Source organism: Streptomyces sp. JLBG701 (assembly GCF_058544905.1).
Genome location: NZ_CM178588.1, coordinates 9,740,912 through 9,757,063, shown reverse-complemented (window position 1 = coordinate 9,757,063; position 16,152 = coordinate 9,740,912). Strand labels below are relative to the sequence as shown.

Annotated in this window: 14 protein-coding genes; 6 read left to right on the top strand and 8 right to left on the bottom strand. The window is 71.1% G+C overall.

Annotated elements, in window-relative coordinates:
* The first annotated feature begins 161 nt into the window (after positions 1-161).
* On the top strand, positions 162-755 hold the full coding sequence (gene idi / locus AC5DRG_RS44625; RefSeq protein WP_491805740.1) for an isopentenyl-diphosphate Delta-isomerase: 594 nt from the start codon (positions 162-164) through the stop codon (positions 753-755).
* Here idi and AC5DRG_RS44620 read toward each other — a convergent pair whose 3' ends face one another.
* Positions 756-1,259: an ATP-binding protein gene (locus tag AC5DRG_RS44620; RefSeq protein WP_491813326.1), complete on the bottom strand. Its 504-nt coding sequence runs from the start codon at positions 1,257-1,259 to the stop codon at positions 756-758.
* A gap of 269 nt (positions 1,260-1,528) precedes the next feature.
* Between AC5DRG_RS44620 and AC5DRG_RS44615 the strand changes: the two genes are divergently transcribed.
* On the top strand, positions 1,529-2,284 hold the full coding sequence (locus tag AC5DRG_RS44615) for an enoyl-CoA hydratase/isomerase family protein (protein WP_491805738.1): 756 nt from the start codon (positions 1,529-1,531) through the stop codon (positions 2,282-2,284).
* On the opposite strand, the gene AC5DRG_RS44610 is transcribed toward AC5DRG_RS44615, so the two are convergent.
* Both AC5DRG_RS44610 and AC5DRG_RS44605 read right to left on the bottom strand, forming a co-directional pair.
* Complete coding sequence (locus AC5DRG_RS44610) at positions 2,256-2,906, bottom strand: DJ-1/PfpI family protein (RefSeq protein WP_491805737.1); 651 nt, start codon at positions 2,904-2,906, stop codon at positions 2,256-2,258. The two genes, AC5DRG_RS44615 and AC5DRG_RS44610, sit on opposite strands and share 29 nt — an antisense overlap.
* Positions 2,907-2,932: 26 nt before the next feature.
* The gene (locus AC5DRG_RS44605) at positions 2,933-3,886 is read right to left on the bottom strand and encodes a GlxA family transcriptional regulator (RefSeq protein ID WP_491805735.1); all 954 of its coding nucleotides are present in this window, start codon (positions 3,884-3,886) and stop codon (positions 2,933-2,935) included.
* Positions 3,887-3,999: 113 nt separating this feature from the next.
* Here AC5DRG_RS44605 and AC5DRG_RS44600 point away from each other — a divergent pair, with 113 nt between their 5' ends.
* Together AC5DRG_RS44600 and AC5DRG_RS44595 are read left to right on the top strand one after the other, a co-directional pair.
* A complete protein-coding gene (locus tag AC5DRG_RS44600; RefSeq protein WP_491805733.1) occupies positions 4,000-4,869 on the top strand; it encodes an SCO6745 family protein in 870 nt (289 codons plus the stop codon).
* 200 nt (positions 4,870-5,069) lie between these two features.
* Complete coding sequence (locus AC5DRG_RS44595; RefSeq protein WP_491805731.1) at positions 5,070-7,466, top strand: Tex family protein; 2,397 nt, start codon at positions 5,070-5,072, stop codon at positions 7,464-7,466.
* 103 nt (positions 7,467-7,569) lie between these two features.
* On the opposite strand, the gene AC5DRG_RS44590 is transcribed toward AC5DRG_RS44595, so the two are convergent.
* Both AC5DRG_RS44590 and AC5DRG_RS44585 read right to left on the bottom strand, forming a co-directional pair.
* Positions 7,570-9,210: an ABC-F family ATP-binding cassette domain-containing protein gene (locus AC5DRG_RS44590; RefSeq protein ID WP_491805730.1), complete on the bottom strand. Its 1,641-nt coding sequence runs from the start codon at positions 9,208-9,210 to the stop codon at positions 7,570-7,572.
* Between the two features lie 48 nt (positions 9,211-9,258).
* A complete protein-coding gene (locus tag AC5DRG_RS44585; protein WP_491805728.1) occupies positions 9,259-10,284 on the bottom strand; it encodes an oxidoreductase in 1,026 nt (341 codons plus the stop codon).
* A gap of 66 nt (positions 10,285-10,350) precedes the next feature.
* On the opposite strand from AC5DRG_RS44585, the gene AC5DRG_RS44580 reads away from it, so the two are divergent.
* On the top strand, positions 10,351-11,304 hold the full coding sequence (locus AC5DRG_RS44580) for an FAD-dependent oxidoreductase (protein ID WP_491805726.1): 954 nt from the start codon (positions 10,351-10,353) through the stop codon (positions 11,302-11,304).
* Between the two features lie 6 nt (positions 11,305-11,310).
* On the opposite strand, the gene AC5DRG_RS44575 is transcribed toward AC5DRG_RS44580, so the two are convergent.
* A complete protein-coding gene (locus tag AC5DRG_RS44575) occupies positions 11,311-12,582 on the bottom strand; it encodes a M14 family metallopeptidase (protein ID WP_491805724.1) in 1,272 nt (423 codons plus the stop codon).
* Entirely contained in the window at positions 12,579-14,531 is a 1,953-nt protein-coding gene (locus tag AC5DRG_RS44570; protein ID WP_491805723.1) for a Xaa-Pro dipeptidyl-peptidase, read from the bottom strand. Before AC5DRG_RS44570 ends, AC5DRG_RS44575 begins: the two co-directional genes overlap by 4 nt.
* Before the next feature lie 145 nt (positions 14,532-14,676).
* Between AC5DRG_RS44570 and AC5DRG_RS44565 the strand changes: the two genes are divergently transcribed.
* Positions 14,677-15,381 carry a MerR family transcriptional regulator gene (locus tag AC5DRG_RS44565; RefSeq protein WP_491805721.1) on the top strand — a complete coding sequence of 235 codons (705 nt, stop codon included), beginning with the start codon at positions 14,677-14,679 and terminating at the stop codon, positions 15,379-15,381.
* Here the strand turns inward: AC5DRG_RS44565 and AC5DRG_RS44560 are convergent.
* Entirely contained in the window at positions 15,367-16,092 is a 726-nt protein-coding gene (locus AC5DRG_RS44560; RefSeq protein WP_491805719.1) for an SDR family NAD(P)-dependent oxidoreductase, read from the bottom strand. The two genes, AC5DRG_RS44565 and AC5DRG_RS44560, sit on opposite strands and share 15 nt — an antisense overlap.
* Positions 16,093-16,152 lie beyond the last annotated feature (60 nt).

The window sequence follows — 16,152 nt, the reverse complement described above, 5'->3', positions numbered from 1 at the left end:
GCACGATCAATCACCGGGCCCCTCTTCCGGTCTTCCGGCACCGACCGGCGTCGGCTGCGGCCCGCGCCGCAGCGCGGGACATGCGGGCGTGCAACGAAGTGCCGGGAGTGCCGGATTCGTACGGCAGACTTGGGGCCGGAAGACCGATGCGAAGGATGGGTATGCCGATCACACCTGCCACCGCGACGCACAGTTCGTCGAACGGCACCGCGGACGCGATTTTGCTGGAGCTGGTCGACGAGAACGGCGTGACGATCGGCACCGCGGAGAAGCTCGCCGCGCATCAGCCGCCGGGGCAGCTGCACCGGGCGTTCTCGGTCTTCCTCTTCGACGAGCAGGGCCGACTGCTGCTCCAGCAGCGGGCACTGGGCAAGTACCACTCCCCCGGTGTGTGGTCCAACACCTGCTGCGGCCACCCCTATCCGGACGAGGCGCCCTTCGCGGCGGCGGCCCGGCGGACGTATGAGGAGCTCGGCGTCTCCCCGTCGCTGCTCGCCGAGGCGGGCACGGTCCGCTACAACCACCCGGACCCCGACTCGGGCCTGGTTGAGCAGGAGTACAACCACCTCTTCGTCGGGATGGTGCAGTCCCCGCTGCGGCCCGACCCCGAGGAGGTCGGGGCGACGGCGTTCGTGACGCCCGCCGAGCTGGCGGAGCGGCACGCGAAGGACACCTTCTCGTCGTGGTTCATGACCGTGCTGGACGCGGCCCGCCCAGCCGTCCGGGAGCTGACGGGCCCGTCCGCCGGCTGGTGATCACCTCAGCACTGTCGGCTTGAGCGGCAGGGCGGCCCAGATCACCTTCCCGCCGCTCGCCGTGTGCTCGACGTCGCACACCCCGCCCGCCTCCCGGGTGACCTCGCGCACCAGGAGCAGTCCCCGGCCCCCGGTCTGACCGTGGTCGGCCTCCAGGGCGGTCGGGCGGTAGGGGTGGTTGTCCTCGACGGACACCCGCACCCATTCGGCGCCGACGGCGATCTCCACGGCGAGCATCGGCGACAGCAGCGCCGCGTGCCGCACCGCGTTCGTGACCAGCTCCGAGACGATCAGCAGGAGCCCCTGGACGAGTTCGTCCGAGACCGGCACTCCTTGGCGGAACAACAGGTCCCGTACGGCGTGTCGCGCCTGCGGGACGGAGGCGTCGATGGCGGCGGCGGTGAACCGCCATACCCCCTCGTACGGCAGTGGGTCCGGTGGCCCAGGGTCGGGGGGTACGTCACCTTCTGGGCGTGGGCCTGACCCGCGCCCATGGTTCTCCATCGTCCGGTCGCCACCCTTGCGCTCGATTGTCACCACACGTCCGAGTGTTGGCGACGAGCCGCCCCCCTCCGGAGACCTGAACAGGAGTCAGCAGTAATCGAGCGCTTCTGATCAATGACGCACGACAGGGTCGACCGCATGACCGTTTACGCCCCGCTTGGGCCGACTTCGCGAACTATTCGGGTTGTACGGGTTTGACGGCCTAGTCATCCGATTCAACGCCCCCCTTCTTGATCGTGCGCCGGGGCGGGGCGGATAACATCCGGCGCATGGAGCCGCAGCTGCTGCACAGCGTCACGGACGGGGTCGCCACCGTCGTCGTCCACCACCCGGCCAAGCGCAACGCCATGACGGCCGCGATGTGGCGGGCGCTGCCGCCCCTGCTCGACACCCTGGCGGCCGAACCGGACGTGCGGGCGCTGGTGCTCACAGGGGAGGGCGGGACGTTCTGCGCGGGCGCCGACATCTCGACGCTGCGGGGTTCGCCGGACGAGGCTCAGGCACTCGCCGTGGCCGCCGAGGAGGCCCTTGCCGCCTTTCCGAAACCGACGCTGGCGGCGATTCGGGGGCACTGCGTGGGCGGCGGGTCGCAGCTCGCGGCGGCCTGCGATCTGCGGTTCGCGGAGGAGGGCTCGCTGTTCGGGGTGACGCCGGCGAAGCTGGGGATCGTGTATCCGGCGTCCTCCACCCGGCGGTTGGTGTCGCTGGTGGGTCCCGGGGCCGCCAAGTACCTGCTGTTCTCGGGCGAGTTGATCGACGCGGAGCGGGCGCTGCGCACGGGGTTCCTGGACGAGCTGCTGCCCGAGGGCGAACTCGCAAAGCGGGTCGTGGAGTTCACCCGGGTGCTGGCGTCTCGGTCGCAGCTGACGCAGGCCGCTGCGAAGGAGTTCGCCGACGGGCGCACCGACCGGGACACGTACTGGGCGGAGCAGGCGCACGGGAGCGGCGACACCGCGGAGGGGGTCGCCGCGTTCCTGGAGCGCCGTCAGCCGCGGTTCACGTGGTCGGTTCCTGGCCGAGGATGAAGCGGCTCATCGAGCGGATCAGTTCGACCACGTCCGCGGGCGCCTTCTGCGGGGACCCCGCGTCGTAGGGCGGCTGCGGGTCGTACTCGATGCCCAGCTGGACGGCCTGGGCGACGACATCGCCCGCGATCCGGCCGAGCAGGGTGAGGCCCATGTCGATGCCGGAGGAGACGCCGGCCGCGGTGACGTACTTGCCGTCGGTCACGACCCGCTCCCCCGTCGGCTCGACGCCGAGCCTCTTCAGCTCTTCGAGGGCCAGCCAGTGCGAGGTCGCCCGGCGCCCTTCGAGGAGACCCGCGGCGGCGAGCAGCAGGGAGCCGGTGCACACGGACGTCGTCCAACTGCTCGTGCGGTCGGCGCCGCGCAGCCAGTCCAGGAGTGCCTTGTTGTCCATCTGCTCGTGCTGTCCGGGGCCGCCCGGGACGATCACGACATCGGGGCTGGGAACCTCGGCCAGGGTCCGGTCGGCGATCAGCGCGAGGTTGCCGTTGTCGGCGCGGACGGGGCCGGTCTCCTCGGCGACGAAGACGACCTCGGAGTCCGGGAGACGGCCGAGCGTCTCGTACGGCCCGATGGCGTCCAGGGCGGTGAAGCGGTCGTAGAGGACGATCGCGAACTGCATGGGTTCCCCCTCGGGTTGGCGGGTGCTCAGTGGGCGGGCGCCGGGCGGAAGCGGCGGCGGTACTCGGCGGGTGCGGCGCCGAGGGACCTGACGAAGGCACGCCGCATCGCTTCCGGGGTGCCGTAGCCGCAGGCGCGGGAGATCTCCTCGACCCCGTCGGAGGTGTCCTCCAGGAGGCGGCGGGCGTGCTCGACGCGGACGCGGTCTACGTAGCGGCCCGGTGTCATGCCGGTCTCGGTCTGGAAGGCTCGGGCGAAGTGGCGGGGCGAGAGGCTGGCGCGGGCCGCGAGGGTCTCCACGGAGAGGTCCTCTCCGGGGTGCTCGGTGATCCACTGCTGGACCTCGCGCAAGGGTTCGCGCTGTGCGGTCTGCGCGACGAGCTGGGCGCTGAACTGGGCCTGGTTTCCCGGGCGGCGGAGGAAGACGACGAGGTGGCGGGCGATGGAGAGGGCGGTCTCGCGGCCGACGTCCTCCTCGACCAGTGCTAGGGCTAGGTCGATGCCGGAGGTGACGCCGGCCGAGGTGGCGAGTCTTCCGTCGCGGATGTAGATGGGATCGGGGTCGACCTCGACGGCCGGGTGGTCGCGGGCGAGCTTCTCGCACACCGACCAGTGGGTGGTCGCGCGGTGGCCGTCCAGCAGGCCGGCCTCGGCGAGCAGAAGCGCTCCGGTGCACACGGAGACCAGGCGCTCGGCCCGCGGGCCGTGCTCGCGCAGCCAGGGCGGCAGGCGCGGGTCGGGATGCCGGGTGCCCGCACCGCCCGGGACCAGCAGGGTGTGCGGGGCCGGGGCGTCGGCGAGGGAGTGGTCCGGGACGAGGGTGAGGCCGCTGGAGGTGCGTACGGGTTCGCCGTCCAGGGAGGCCGTGCGGATCCGGTAGGTGCCCGGGCGGTGGACCTCGGCGCCGTTGAAGACCTCCACCGGGCCGGTGACATCGAGGCTCTGCACGTCGTCGAAGAGGACGACCAGGACGGTTCGCATGTCCTCGATTCTTGGCGCCGCCAAGGATGACCGCAACGACGAGTAACCCACCTTTCCTGCCATACGGCGCCCACCTATGGAGCCCGTACCAACCAGTCGGTAACGTGCCCGTCATGACTGCTGCCGCCACCGATCCGCGCGCCGGGCGCCGCTGCCACAACGCGCTCAACTCCCTGCACGCCACGCTCTACTTCTCGCCCGACCTGGGGACGGAGCTGGGTGCTCTCGGCATCACGCACCCCAGGGCCGTCAACTTCGCCGTACGGGCGGCCGCGATGGGGCCGGTCGGGCCGGGGACGGTGGCGGCGGCCTTCTACAACTACAAGTACGAGCTCGTGGCCCGTCACGTGCCCGCCGTGTGGGAGACCGCCACGCCCGGGCGGATCCTGGACGCACGCGCGCGTGCCGTGGACGCGACCCTGCGCCGGCTGCTGGGCGAGGACGCGGTGGTGTCGCGGGAGATGGCGGAGGCTGCGCGGCTGGCGCTGCGGGCGGCCGAGGCGTGTACGCGCGCCGCCCGCCCGTTGTACTCCGCCCACGCCGATCTGGCGGTCCCCGAGGAGCCGCATCTGGCGTACTTCCACGCCGCCACGCTGCTGCGCGAGCACCGCGGCGACGGTCATCTTGCCGTGCTGATGTCCGCCGGGCTGGATGGCCTGGAGGCCGTGGTGACCCACACCGCGACCGGGAAGGGCATGACGCCGAAGTGGGTGTTCGGCACGCGCGGGTGGAGCCAGGAGGAGTGGGACGCGGCGGGCGGACGACTGCGCGAGCGCGGGCTGCTGGACGTGGAGGGTGAGCTGACGGAGGCGGGGGTCGCGCTGCGCGCTGAGATCGAGGCGGAGACGGACCGGCTGGACCGGGGGCCGTATGAGCACCTGGGGGCCGAGGGCGTCGTACGGCTGACGGAACTGGCGACGGGGTTCGCGCGACGCGCACTAGCCGCGGGGGCGTTTCCGGGGGACCTGCTCGGAAAGGGGTAGAGCCTGTCCGATGCGGTTCGGCAGCGCCCCGAAGGGGCGCGGGGAACTGCGCGACCAGCCACGACGGACCCGCAGACAACTTACCGGCGTTCCAGCAGAGCGCTTGGGCGGCGAACCCGCAGGGCACCGCCCTGATCCCCGGTTGTCGGTGCCACCTGCCACAATTGCCGCGCAACCCCAGTGGAGAAGGCGGTACGGGCGTGACGACACCCCTCGTAGGGTCCATCGAAGGCAGGATCGCCGAGGAGCTCGGCGTACGGGAGCGGCAGGTCAAGTCCGCCGTGGAGCTGCTCGACGGCGGTTCGACGGTGCCCTTCATCGCCCGCTACCGCAAGGAAGCGACCGAGATGCTCGACGACGCGCAGCTGCGCACGATCGAGGAGCGGCTGCGCTACCTGCGGGAGTTGGAGGAGCGGCGGGCCGCGATCCTGGAGTCGGTGCGGGAGCAGGACAAGCTGACGCCGGAGGTCGAGGCGCAGATCCGCGGTGCCGAGACAAAGGCGCGACTGGAGGACATCTACCTGCCGTTCAAGCCGAAGCGGCGGACGAAGGCCCAGATCGCGCGTGAGGCCGGTCTGGAGCCGCTCGCCGAGGGCCTGCTCGGGGACGCGAGCGTCGATCCACTGGCCGCCGCCGCGGCCTTCGTCGACGCCGACAAGGGGGTCGCCGATCCGCAAGCCGCCCTCGACGGCGCCCGGGCGATTCTCACCGAGCGGTTCTCGGAGGACGCCGACCTGATCGGTGAGCTGCGCGAGCGCATGTGGATGCGCGGGCAGCTGGCCGCCAAGGTGCGGGAGGGCAAGGAGGAGGCGGGCGCCAAGTTCGCCGACTACTTCGACTTCGCGGAGCCGTTCAAAGAACTGCCCTCGCACCGGATCCTGGCGATGCTGCGCGGCGAGAAGGAGGACGTCCTCGACCTCGTCCTGGAGCCGGAGGAGCCTTCCGACACGCCCGGACCGTCCTCGTACGAGGGGATCGTCGCCTCGAGGTTCGGGATCGCCGACCGCGGCCGTCCGGCCGACAAGTGGCTGACGGACACCGTCCGTTGGGCCTGGCGCACCCGCATCCTCGTGCACCTCGGGCTCGACCTGCGGCTTCGGCTGCGTACGGCCGCCGAGGACGAGGCCGTCAATGTCTTCGCCGCCAATCTCCGGGACCTGCTGCTCGCCGCCCCGGCGGGCACGCGCGCGACGCTGGGGCTCGACCCCGGGTTCCGTACGGGCGTGAAGGTCGCCGTGGTCGACGCGACCGGCAAGGTCGTCGCCACCGACGTCATCTACCCGCACGTCCCGGCCAACAAGTGGGACGAGGCCCTCGCCAAGCTGGCCCGGCTCGCCAAGGAGCACGCGGTCGACCTGATCGCGATCGGCAACGGCACGGCGTCCCGCGAGACCGACAAGCTCGCCGGTGAACTCATCACCAAGCACCCGGAGTTGAAGCTCACCAAGGTGATGGTGTCCGAGGCGGGCGCGTCCGTGTACTCCGCCTCCGCCTTCGCCTCGCAGGAGCTCCCGGACATGGACGTGTCGCTGCGCGGCGCCGTCTCCATCGCCCGCCGGCTCCAGGACCCCCTCGCCGAGCTGGTGAAGATCGACCCCAAGTCGATCGGTGTCGGCCAGTACCAGCACGACCTGTCCGAGGTGAAACTGTCGCGGTCGCTGGACGCGGTGGTCGAGGACTGTGTGAACGGCGTCGGTGTCGACGTCAACACGGCCTCCGCGCCGCTGCTCTCGCGCGTGTCCGGCATCTCCTCCGGGCTCGCCGAGAACATCGTGGCGCACCGGGACAACAACGGTCCCTTCAAGTCGCGCTCGGAGCTGAAGGGGGTGGCGCGGCTCGGACCCAAGGCGTACGAGCAGTGTGCGGGCTTCCTGCGGATCCGCGGCGGCGACGACCCGCTCGACGCGTCCAGCGTGCACCCCGAGGCCTACCCGGTCGTACGGCGCATGGTGAAGACGTCCGGGCAGGAGGTGGCCTCGCTCGTCGGCAACACGGGTGTGCTGCGCTCGCTGCGGCCGCAGGACTTCGTGGACGAGACGTTCGGTCTGCCGACCGTGACCGACATCCTCAAAGAGCTGGAGAAGCCGGGGCGCGACCCTCGGCCGGCCTTCAAGACGGCCACCTTCAAGGAGGGCGTCGAGAAGATCTCCGACCTGACGTCCGGGATGGTGCTTGAGGGGGTCGTGACGAACGTGGCGGCCTTCGGGGCGTTCATCGACGTCGGTGTCCACCAGGACGGGCTGGCACATGTCTCCGCGCTGTCGAAGACGTTCGTCAAGGACCCGCGGGATGTCGTGAAGCCCGGTGACATCGTCAAGGTGAAGGTGCTCGACGTCGACATCCCGCGGAAGCGGATCTCGCTGACGCTGCGGTTGGACGACGAGGCGGCGCCTGCGGAGGGGTCGCAGCAGGGTGGTGGTGGCCGTCAGCAGCGTGGTGGGCGCCCGCCTCAGCAGCGGCAGCAGGGGCGAGGCGGTGGTGGCGGTGCCCGTGCCGCCGGCGGCGGCGCGCGGCAGGCGGCACCGCCCGCCAACAGTGCGATGGCCGACGCGCTGCGCCGCGCGGGGCTGCTCGATCCGAAGAAGGGCAAGCGTTAAGCGTTCTGCTGGATAGGCGGCTTGTTTGCCGCGGGCCCGGTGGCAACTGCGCGACCAGCCCCCACCGAACCCGCGGCATACGAACCACCCATCCAGCGAAGCGCTAGCGTTCGGTTACCTTGCCGTCCGCCACTTCCAGGCGGCGGGTCACGTGGACCGCGTCCAGCATGCGGCGGTCGTGGGTGACCAGGAGGAGGGTGCCCTCGTAGGCGTCGAGGGCCGATTCCAGTTGCTCGATGGCCGGCAGGTCGAGGTGGTTCGTGGGCTCGTCCAGGACCAGGAGGTTGACGCCTCGGCCCTGGAGGAGAGCCAGGGCGGCCCGGGTGCGTTCGCCCGGGGAGAGGGTCGCCGCCGGGCGCAGCACGTGGTCGGACTTGAGGCCGAACTTGGCCAGCAGGGTGCGGACTTCGGCGGGCTCGGTGTCGGGGACCGCGGCGCGGAAGGCGTCGAGGAGGGCCTCCGAGCCGTGGAACAGTTTGCGGGCCTGGTCGACCTCGCCGACCAGGACGCCGGAGCCGAGGGAGGCCTGGCCCGCGTCGAGGGGGACGCGGCCGAGCAGGGCTGCGAGCAGCGTCGACTTGCCCGCGCCGTTGGCTCCGGTGACCGCCACCCGGTCCGCCCAGTCGATCTGGAGGGAGACCGGGCCGAGTGCGAAGTCGCCGCGCCGGACCTCCGCGTCGCGCAGGGTCGCGACGACCGCGCCGGAACGCGGGGCCGCCGCGATCTCCATGCGCAGCTCCCACTCCTTGCGCGGCTCGTCGACGACATCGAGGCGTTCGATCATGCGCTGGGTCTGGCGGGCCTTCGCGGCCTGCTTCTCGCTGGCCTCGCTGCGGAACTTGCGGCCGATCTTGTCGTTGTCGTTGTTCGCCTTGCGACGGGCGTTCTTGACGCCCTTGTCCATCCAGGAACGCTGCATCTGGGCCCGGTCCTGGAGGGCCGACTTCTTGTCGGCGTACTCCTCGAAGTCGTCGCGGGCGTGCCTGCGGGCCACCTCCCGCTCCTCCAGGTAGGCCTCATAGCCGCCGCCGTAGAGGTTGATCTCCCCCTGGGCCAGATCGAGTTCGAGGACCTTGGTGACCGTGCGGGTGAGGAACTCGCGGTCGTGGCTGACGACGACGGTGCCGGCACGGAGGCTGCTCACGAAGCGTTCGAGGCGCTCCAGGCCATCCAGGTCCAGGTCGTTGGTGGGCTCGTCGAGCAGGAAGACGTCGTAGCGGGAGAGGAGGAGTGAGGCCAGGCCCGCGCGGGCCGCCTGGCCGCCGGACAGGGACGTCATCAGCTGGTCCAGGCCGACCCCCAGGCCCAGCGAGTCGGTGACCTCCTCGGCCCGCTCGTCGAGGTCCGCGCCGCCCAGGTCGAGCCAGCGCTCCAGGCTGATCGAGTAGGCGTCATCCGCGCCAGGGGCGCCGTCCACCAGGGCCTGGGTGGCCTCGTCCATCGTCCGCTGGGCCTCGGCGACTCCGGTGCGGCGGGCGAGGAACTCCCGCACGCTCTCGCCGGGCCGCCGCTCCGGCTCCTGCGGGAGGTGGCCGACGGTCGCCGACGGCGGGGAGAGCCGCAGCTCGCCCTCCTCCGGTGCGAGCAGCCCGGCGAGGATGCGGAGCAGGGTGGACTTGCCCGCGCCGTTGGCACCGACCAGCCCGATCACGTCCCCGGGGGCGACGACGAGGTCGAGCCCGGAGAAGAGCGAGCGGTCGCCGTGGCCGGCGGCGAGGTTCTTGGCGACGAGGGTGGCAGTCATCAGGCTGCCGATCCTAATAGCCGTACGACGCGGTCCGCGCCTTCGTTTTCAGTGCGCCATCGGCTCCACCAGCACGCTCCCCGATGTCCTGGCCACGACGAAGGACTCCCCCTTGACCGCCTTGGCCTCCAGGGCGATGCGGTGGCGGCCCGGTTCCAGGACGTCGTCGAAGACCTCGTGGGCGTGGGTGCGGTTGAGGCGGTCCAGGCGGTACGCGGTGAGGCGGACGCGGCACGGGGAGGTGACCTCGATGCCCGCTTCGCCGTCGGCGGCGACCAGGCGGGTCAGGCGGCGCTGTTCCTGCGGGCTGCGGTCCAGGGCGTGTTCGATCTGGGCGACGAGGAGAGGGACGATCGGGGCGAGGCCCTCGACGTAGGCCACGTCGACTCCGGCGCGTTCGAAGGAGCGGCGTACGGCGGCGCGCTCCTCGTCGGGAATGGCGCGGCCGAAGGCGACGGCGCCGTAGACGCGCAGTTCGTCGGCGGGGACGTCGGTCGCGTCGCGGGTGATGTCGGCGCCGATGCCGATGGTGCGCAGGGCGGCGGCGAGCTTGGCGAGGAGGGCGACGCGGGCGCCGATCAGCAGGACGCGGCGGCGGGCCGGGCCGGCGTCGTCGCCGTCGAGCAGGGAGGCGAGGGCGGCCCGGTACTCGGCGCCGGCGAAGCGGAAGGGCCCTATGCCGTGGTAGCCGTTGAACTCCAGGTCGGCGTGTTCGTCGGTCTGCCAGGCGAAGTCCCGCCAGATGTAGTCGTCGCCGTCCTTCTCGATGACCGCAGTGACCGCACCGCAGGCGAGATCCTCGCACTCGGGGCAGCCGTATATGACGTACCGGCCGCCCTCCAGGGGCGCCTCTGTCTCCAGGAGCAGGCTGCGGACCTGGGCGGTGAAGATCGCGGGCGGGACGTCGGAGGCGAGCGGGGAGACGGCGTCGAGGTCGGAGAGCTGGTGGAGGAGTGGGCGTCCGTCGACGATGAAGTCGACGAAGTCCCGGTGGACCTGGTAGCCACCGTCGGCGAGGACTTCACCGGCACGCATCGCCGGTGCCAGGCCGAAGGTCGCGTATGCGGCAGACATGCTGTGAGTATCCCCAGAGCGGGAGTGATGTGAGCACGGCATGACATATTCCGCTAGCGTCCCCGCGTGACAAACGAACAGAGTGGCGAAGTCATCGTGGTCGGTGGGGGCGTGATCGGGCTGACGACGGCCCTCGTACTGGCCGAGCGCGGCCGCCGGGTGCGCGTGTGGACACGCGAGCCCGCCGAGCGGACGACCTCGGCGGTTGCGGGGGCGCTGTGGTGGCCGCACCGGATCGAGCCGGCGGAGCTGGCGTGGGAGTGGGCGCTGCGGTCCCTGGATGTGTACGAGGACCTGGCGACGCGGCCCGCGGAGACCGGCGTACGCATGGTCGAAGGGGTACAGGGCGAGGAGGACCTGGACACCATCCGGGCCTGGGCGGGCGACCGGGTGCCGGGGCTGCGGGCGGCGACGCCGGAGGAGTACTCCGGGGTGGGGGTGTGGGCGCGGGTGCCGCTCATCGACATGACGGCCCATCTGCCGTGGCTGCGGGAGCGGTTCCTGGCGGCGGGCGGGTCGATCGAGACGCGTGCGGTGTCCGGCTTCGCCGAGGTCGAGGCGCCGGTCGTGGTCAACTGCACCGGCCTTGGCGCGCGGGAGCTCGTGCCGGACGACTCCGTACGTCCGGTGCGCGGGCAGTTGGTCGTCGTGGAGAACCCGGGGATACGGACCTGGCTGACCTCGGACGACGACGCCGGGCAGATGGCGTACTTCTTTCCGCAGCCTGGGCGGCTCGTGCTGGGCGGCACAGGGGACGAGGACGACTGGTCGCTCGTACCGGATCCGGCGGTGGCCGAGGCGATCGTGCGGCGGTGTGCCGCGCTGCGGCCGGAGATAGCCGGGGCGCGGGTTCTGGAGCACCGGGTGGGACTGCGGCCCGTGCGGGACTCGGTCCGGCTGGAGCGTGAACTGCTGCCGGACGGGCGGGTGTTGGTCCACAACTACGGCCACGGCGGCGGAGGCGTCACCGTGGCCTGGGGTTGTGCGGAGGAGGCGGCCGAGCTCGCCTCCTCCGCGTGAACTCGCTCAGCAGTCGGTGTCGGGTTCCGCTGTGGTGACGTGGTACTGGGCGCGTTCGTCCAGGAGCAGCGGGACCAGGGCGCGCAGGGACTGGCGGAGGGGCACGTACGCCCCTGCGCCTTCCTGCCTCACCATGACTCCGTGCAGGGCGAGTTCGTCCTTCACCTCCGTGTACTGGTCGGCGGTGAGCCGGTAGCCGCAGGGCGGGTCCTGGATCACCTCGGCCGGTTCGGCGGGGTCGTTGTCGGCGCCGCCCAGGTAGACCGGGCCGCTGTCGCGCCAACCGGCCAGCCGGGCCTGGGTCGTTGCCGCCTCGACCTGTGCGCGGCGTTCGTCCGTGAACCCGAACAGGCCGGTCAGCGCGGCGAGTTGGGAGTTCACCCGGCGCCGGTTGTTGAGCGAGGCGTCCGCCTGTTCCGCCTCCGTGAGTGGATCGACGCGGCTCTCGATGAGCAGGCCGACTCCGTGCTTGACGCCGGACATGTTCCGCAGGATGCGCTCCTGGCCGTCTCCCGCGGTCTGTTTGATCGGGTCGCCGGTGACGGGGTCGGTCCAGATTCCGTACGTCCCGGTCGTGTACCCGGCGCTCTGCGCGGCCGGCCGTACGTACGCCTGCGACAGGGTCTCGGCCTCCTCGTGGACGGCCGCGTCGGTGTTGAGGTTGCGCGGCCAGAGGTCGAAGAGGTCCTTGTCGTAGTACAGGGGTGTGGCGCTGTACTCGTGCAAGTCGTAGACCACGTCCGGGCGTTGGTCACGCAGGACCGTGGCCATCGCCCGCGCCTCGGCCGTCTGGAGGGCGAGGTGGTCGCGGTTGATGTCGAGGCCGGCGCTGTTGCCGCGAGTGTCGGCGGCCCGGCCGTCCGGGTTGGCGGTGGGGACGACGAGCACGGTGGTGCGGTCCAGGAGGCGCCGGGTCGGGCCGTCCGTCGCGTACGCCAGGTCGCGGATCGTCGTCAGACAGGCCTCGCGGCCCGAAGGCTCATCGCCGTGCTGGCTGCAGACGAGCAGCACCGTGTGAGTCGTGGGGTGCGTGCCGATCCGGACGAGCTGGAGCGGGCGGCCCTGTGCCGTCGTACCGATCTCCGTCATCGACACCCGGTTACTGGCCTCGTCGACCGCGGCGAGGAAGTCCTGCTCCTCGGGCTGGGTCGTCCAGCGAGCCCCGTTGGACTGCTCGAAACCGGTACGCGGAGGTGTTTCGGCCGCCTGGGCCGGTACGGAGAGGAGGGCTGTGGCGAGTGCTGCCGTGGTCAGGGTCAGGGCACCGCGGCGGATCACAGGCCTCCTCGCGGGACGCGCTGGATCGTGCGCGGCGCCTCTACGCCGTCCAAGGTAGTGGCCTTCGGCGCCGCCGCCGTGGAGCCCGCGGTGGCCCGGGCGAACGCGGCCGTGCCGCCGACGAACGGCACGCGGGCCGACGTACGGGACAGGTCCAGGGTGAGCGTGGGTGTGGTGGACGGCGGGTCGATCAGGTCCCTGTCGGTGCCCGCGACGATCAGGGCGAGGCGGTGGCCGGCCGGGACGACATGGTCGGTGGCGGCCAGGTCGAGGGTGATCGTGTACGACTTGCCCGGGGTCAGCGGGACGCCCTGGTCGGAGGCGTAGTTGCCGAGGTCGGCCCAGCCGCGGCTGACGACCGTGTAGTCGACGGCGGTCGCCCTGGCCCGCGTCGCCTTGAAGCAGGCGCTGTCACCCGTGGTGCTCACGCCCCAGCAGGTGCGGTCGGTGAGGGTGCTGATGCCCTCACCGCTCGCCGCGTAGTCACGGATCGTGTCGGGGCCGAGGTCCACGAGAACGGCGGAGAGGTGGGCCGTCGAGGTGGTCGGCGTCGCCGTGACGGTGACCTTGGAAGAGCCGGAGACGCGGAGGTCACGGGTGAGCGGCCCGGTGACGAAACCGGCCTTGTCGGGCGTCGACGTGTCGATCTGCGCGGCCCAGTCGGTCTCGCTGAGCTGCGGGTTGTCGGTGAAGGTCTCGGTGCCGTGACTCCTGGCGAGGCCGAGGGTGCCGACGCCGGCCTGGATGCCCGAGGCGGGGCGCAGGGTCGTGGCCGACGTGCCGCGCGGCGGCCAGACGGTCGACGTGACCCACTGGTCGGGGTGGCGTTCGACGTCGGCCATGGGCTCGTCGTCGATGCCGTTGTCGTAGCCGAGGAGTTCGTGGTCGAACCAGCGGTGCAGGGTGTCCACCCAGGTGGCGCGGCGGAAGTCGAAGGGGTCGACGTGGCCGGTCTGGGAGAGCCAGATCTTGCGCTCGACGCCGTTCTTCGCGAGGGCGTCCCACCACTGGCCGAAGTGCTTGGTGCGGACGTTGAGGTCCTGCATGCCGTGGATGAGGAAGATGCTCGCCCTGACCTTGTTCGCGTCGTTCACGTAGTCGCGCTCGGTCCACAGCGAGGTCCAGTCGCCGGTGCGCGGGGCCTCGTCGACGAGTTTCTGCTGGACGGCGGCGCACTTGGTGCGGGCGTCGGGGCTGTCGACGTAGTCGGAGAGCCACTCGGGGCCGGAGTCGTAGAGGGGGGCGCCCTGGGCGAAGTAGTAGTCGTACCAGGAGGAGATGGCGCTGATCGGGACGATGGTCTTCAGTCCCTTGACGCCGGTGGCGGCGACGCCGTTGGCTATGGTGCCGTCCCAGCTCTTGCCGATCATGCCCGTTCTGCCGTTCGTCCAGGTCGCCTTGGAGCGGACGGTGCCGGTGCGGGTGGTGTAGGCCTTGGCGCGGCCGTTCAGCCAGTCGACCACGGCCTTCGCGGACTGGATGTCGGAGCGGCCGCCCACGTCGACGCAGCCGTCGGAGCGGTTGGTGCCGGCGAGGTCGACGCCGACGAAGGCGTAGCCGCGGGGCACGAAGTAGTTGTCGTAGAAGAGCGGCATCTGGACGACGTCGCCGTTCGCGTCGTACGTCTTCAACTGGCTCTCGTTGCCGCGTCCGCAGCAGGAGTAGTAGGGGCTGGCGTCCATGATGACGGGTATCTTCCGGCCCTGCGCGGCCGGTTCGCTGGGCCGGACGATGTCGACGGCCACGCGGTCGGGCTTTCCGTCGCTGTCGCCGTCGAGTCCGGTGTCCACCCAGACGGCCTCGCGGATGGCGTTCTCGTACGAGTAGACCGGTTGGCTCTCGCGCGGAGCGCTGTGGGCCGCCGCCGGGGTGAGGAAGGCGGCCATCAGGGCGGCGACGGCTGTCACCGCGAGCGTTCTCCAGGTCATGAAGGGCATGCGTATGGGCATGCGCGGACGCTACATCGGTCAACTCCCGTACAGAAGAGGGCCGCTGGGGACCGTGTGAGGTGTGGGTGGTCAGGAAACGCCTGTGGGGCGGATCGACTCACGCAGTTCCCCGCGCCCCTTACGGGGCGCTGCGATACTGCTGCGCATGACCAGTGACGCCGAGGAGCCCAGTCTCACCATCGACGAGCTGGCCGCGCGGGCCGGGGTCACGGTGCGTACGGTTCGGTTCTATGGGACCAAGGGGCTGTTGCCGCCGCCGGTGATCGGGGCGCGGCGGGTGGGGCTCTATGGGCGGGAGCATCTTGGGCGGCTGGCGCTGGTCGAGGAGCTGCGGCAGCAGGGGCTGACGTTGGCTGCCATCGAGCGCTATGTGCGGGAGTTGCCTGCCGACCTCAGCGCCCATGATCTCGCCATCCACCGGGCCGTGGTGGCCTCCTGGGCGCCCGATGCCGTGGAGGCGGTGTCGCGGGAGGAGCTGGAGCGGCGGGCGGGGCGGGAGTTGAGTGACGAGGACGTGGAGCGGCTGGTGGCGATGAACGTGGTCGGGGACGGGGACGGGTCCTACCGTGTGGACTCCGGGCTGCTTCGGCTCGGCGTCCAGCTGCTCGACGTACCGCTGTCGCAGGAGTTGATCCTCGCGGCGCGGAACGTACTGATCGAGCACTCGCGGGCCGCGGCACGCGAGCTGTCGCAGCTGTTGCGCGGCGAGGTGTCCGAACGCGACGCGCAGGCCGTGAGATCTCTGTCCGCGGATATGCAACCGCTCGTCGTGCAGGCCCTGCTGACGACCTTTCAGCGGTCGCTCAAGGAGGAGTTGCGCGAGTGGGTCGAGACCTCACAAGTAGGCTGAGCCTCCTGCCACGTTGAGGGTCTGGCCCGTCAGGAAACCGCTGCCCTCGTCCACTACGTACAGCAGCGTCGAGATCAGGTCCGGCGGTTCCTGGGTGCGCGGCACGGTCTGTCCTGCGCGTACCGCCTCGAAGCCCCCGTTCGCACCGACCGTGCGCTCGGCCGTCGCGGTGCGCACCATGCTGGGGGCGATCGCGTTGACGGTGATGCCGTAGGGGCCGAGGGCGGTGGCGAGGGCTCGGGTGAAGCCGATCAGGCCCATCTTGGAGGCGACGTACGGGACCATCGTGGGGGGCGGGGTGAAGACGGCGCCCGAGACGATGTTGACGATGCGGCCCCAGCCCGCCGCCTTGAGGTAGGGCAGCACGGCCTTGGTGATCAGGAACGGTGCCTCCAGGTTGACGCGCATCACGCGGCGCCACTCCTCCAGCGTGGTGTCCTCGAAGGCCGACTGCGGGTAGACACCGGCGTTGTTCACCAGGACGTGCAGGGTCCCGAACTGGTCGATGACGTGCTCCATCCCCTCCTGTATCTGCGACTCGTCGGTGACGTCGCCGATCAACTCCACGTAGTCCAGGATCCGTTCGGCCGTCTCCGGCTGCGGAACGAGGTCGATCCCCGCGACCCGGTAACCGCGCCCCGCGAGCGCGACGGCGAACTCCTGCCCGAGGCCCTGTGCCGCTCCGGTCACCAGGGCGGTACGCGTCTCCATGGGGCGAGTGTGATGAGCCGTCAGCCACTCGGCAAGAGCGCATTCCACTCGCTGAAACGC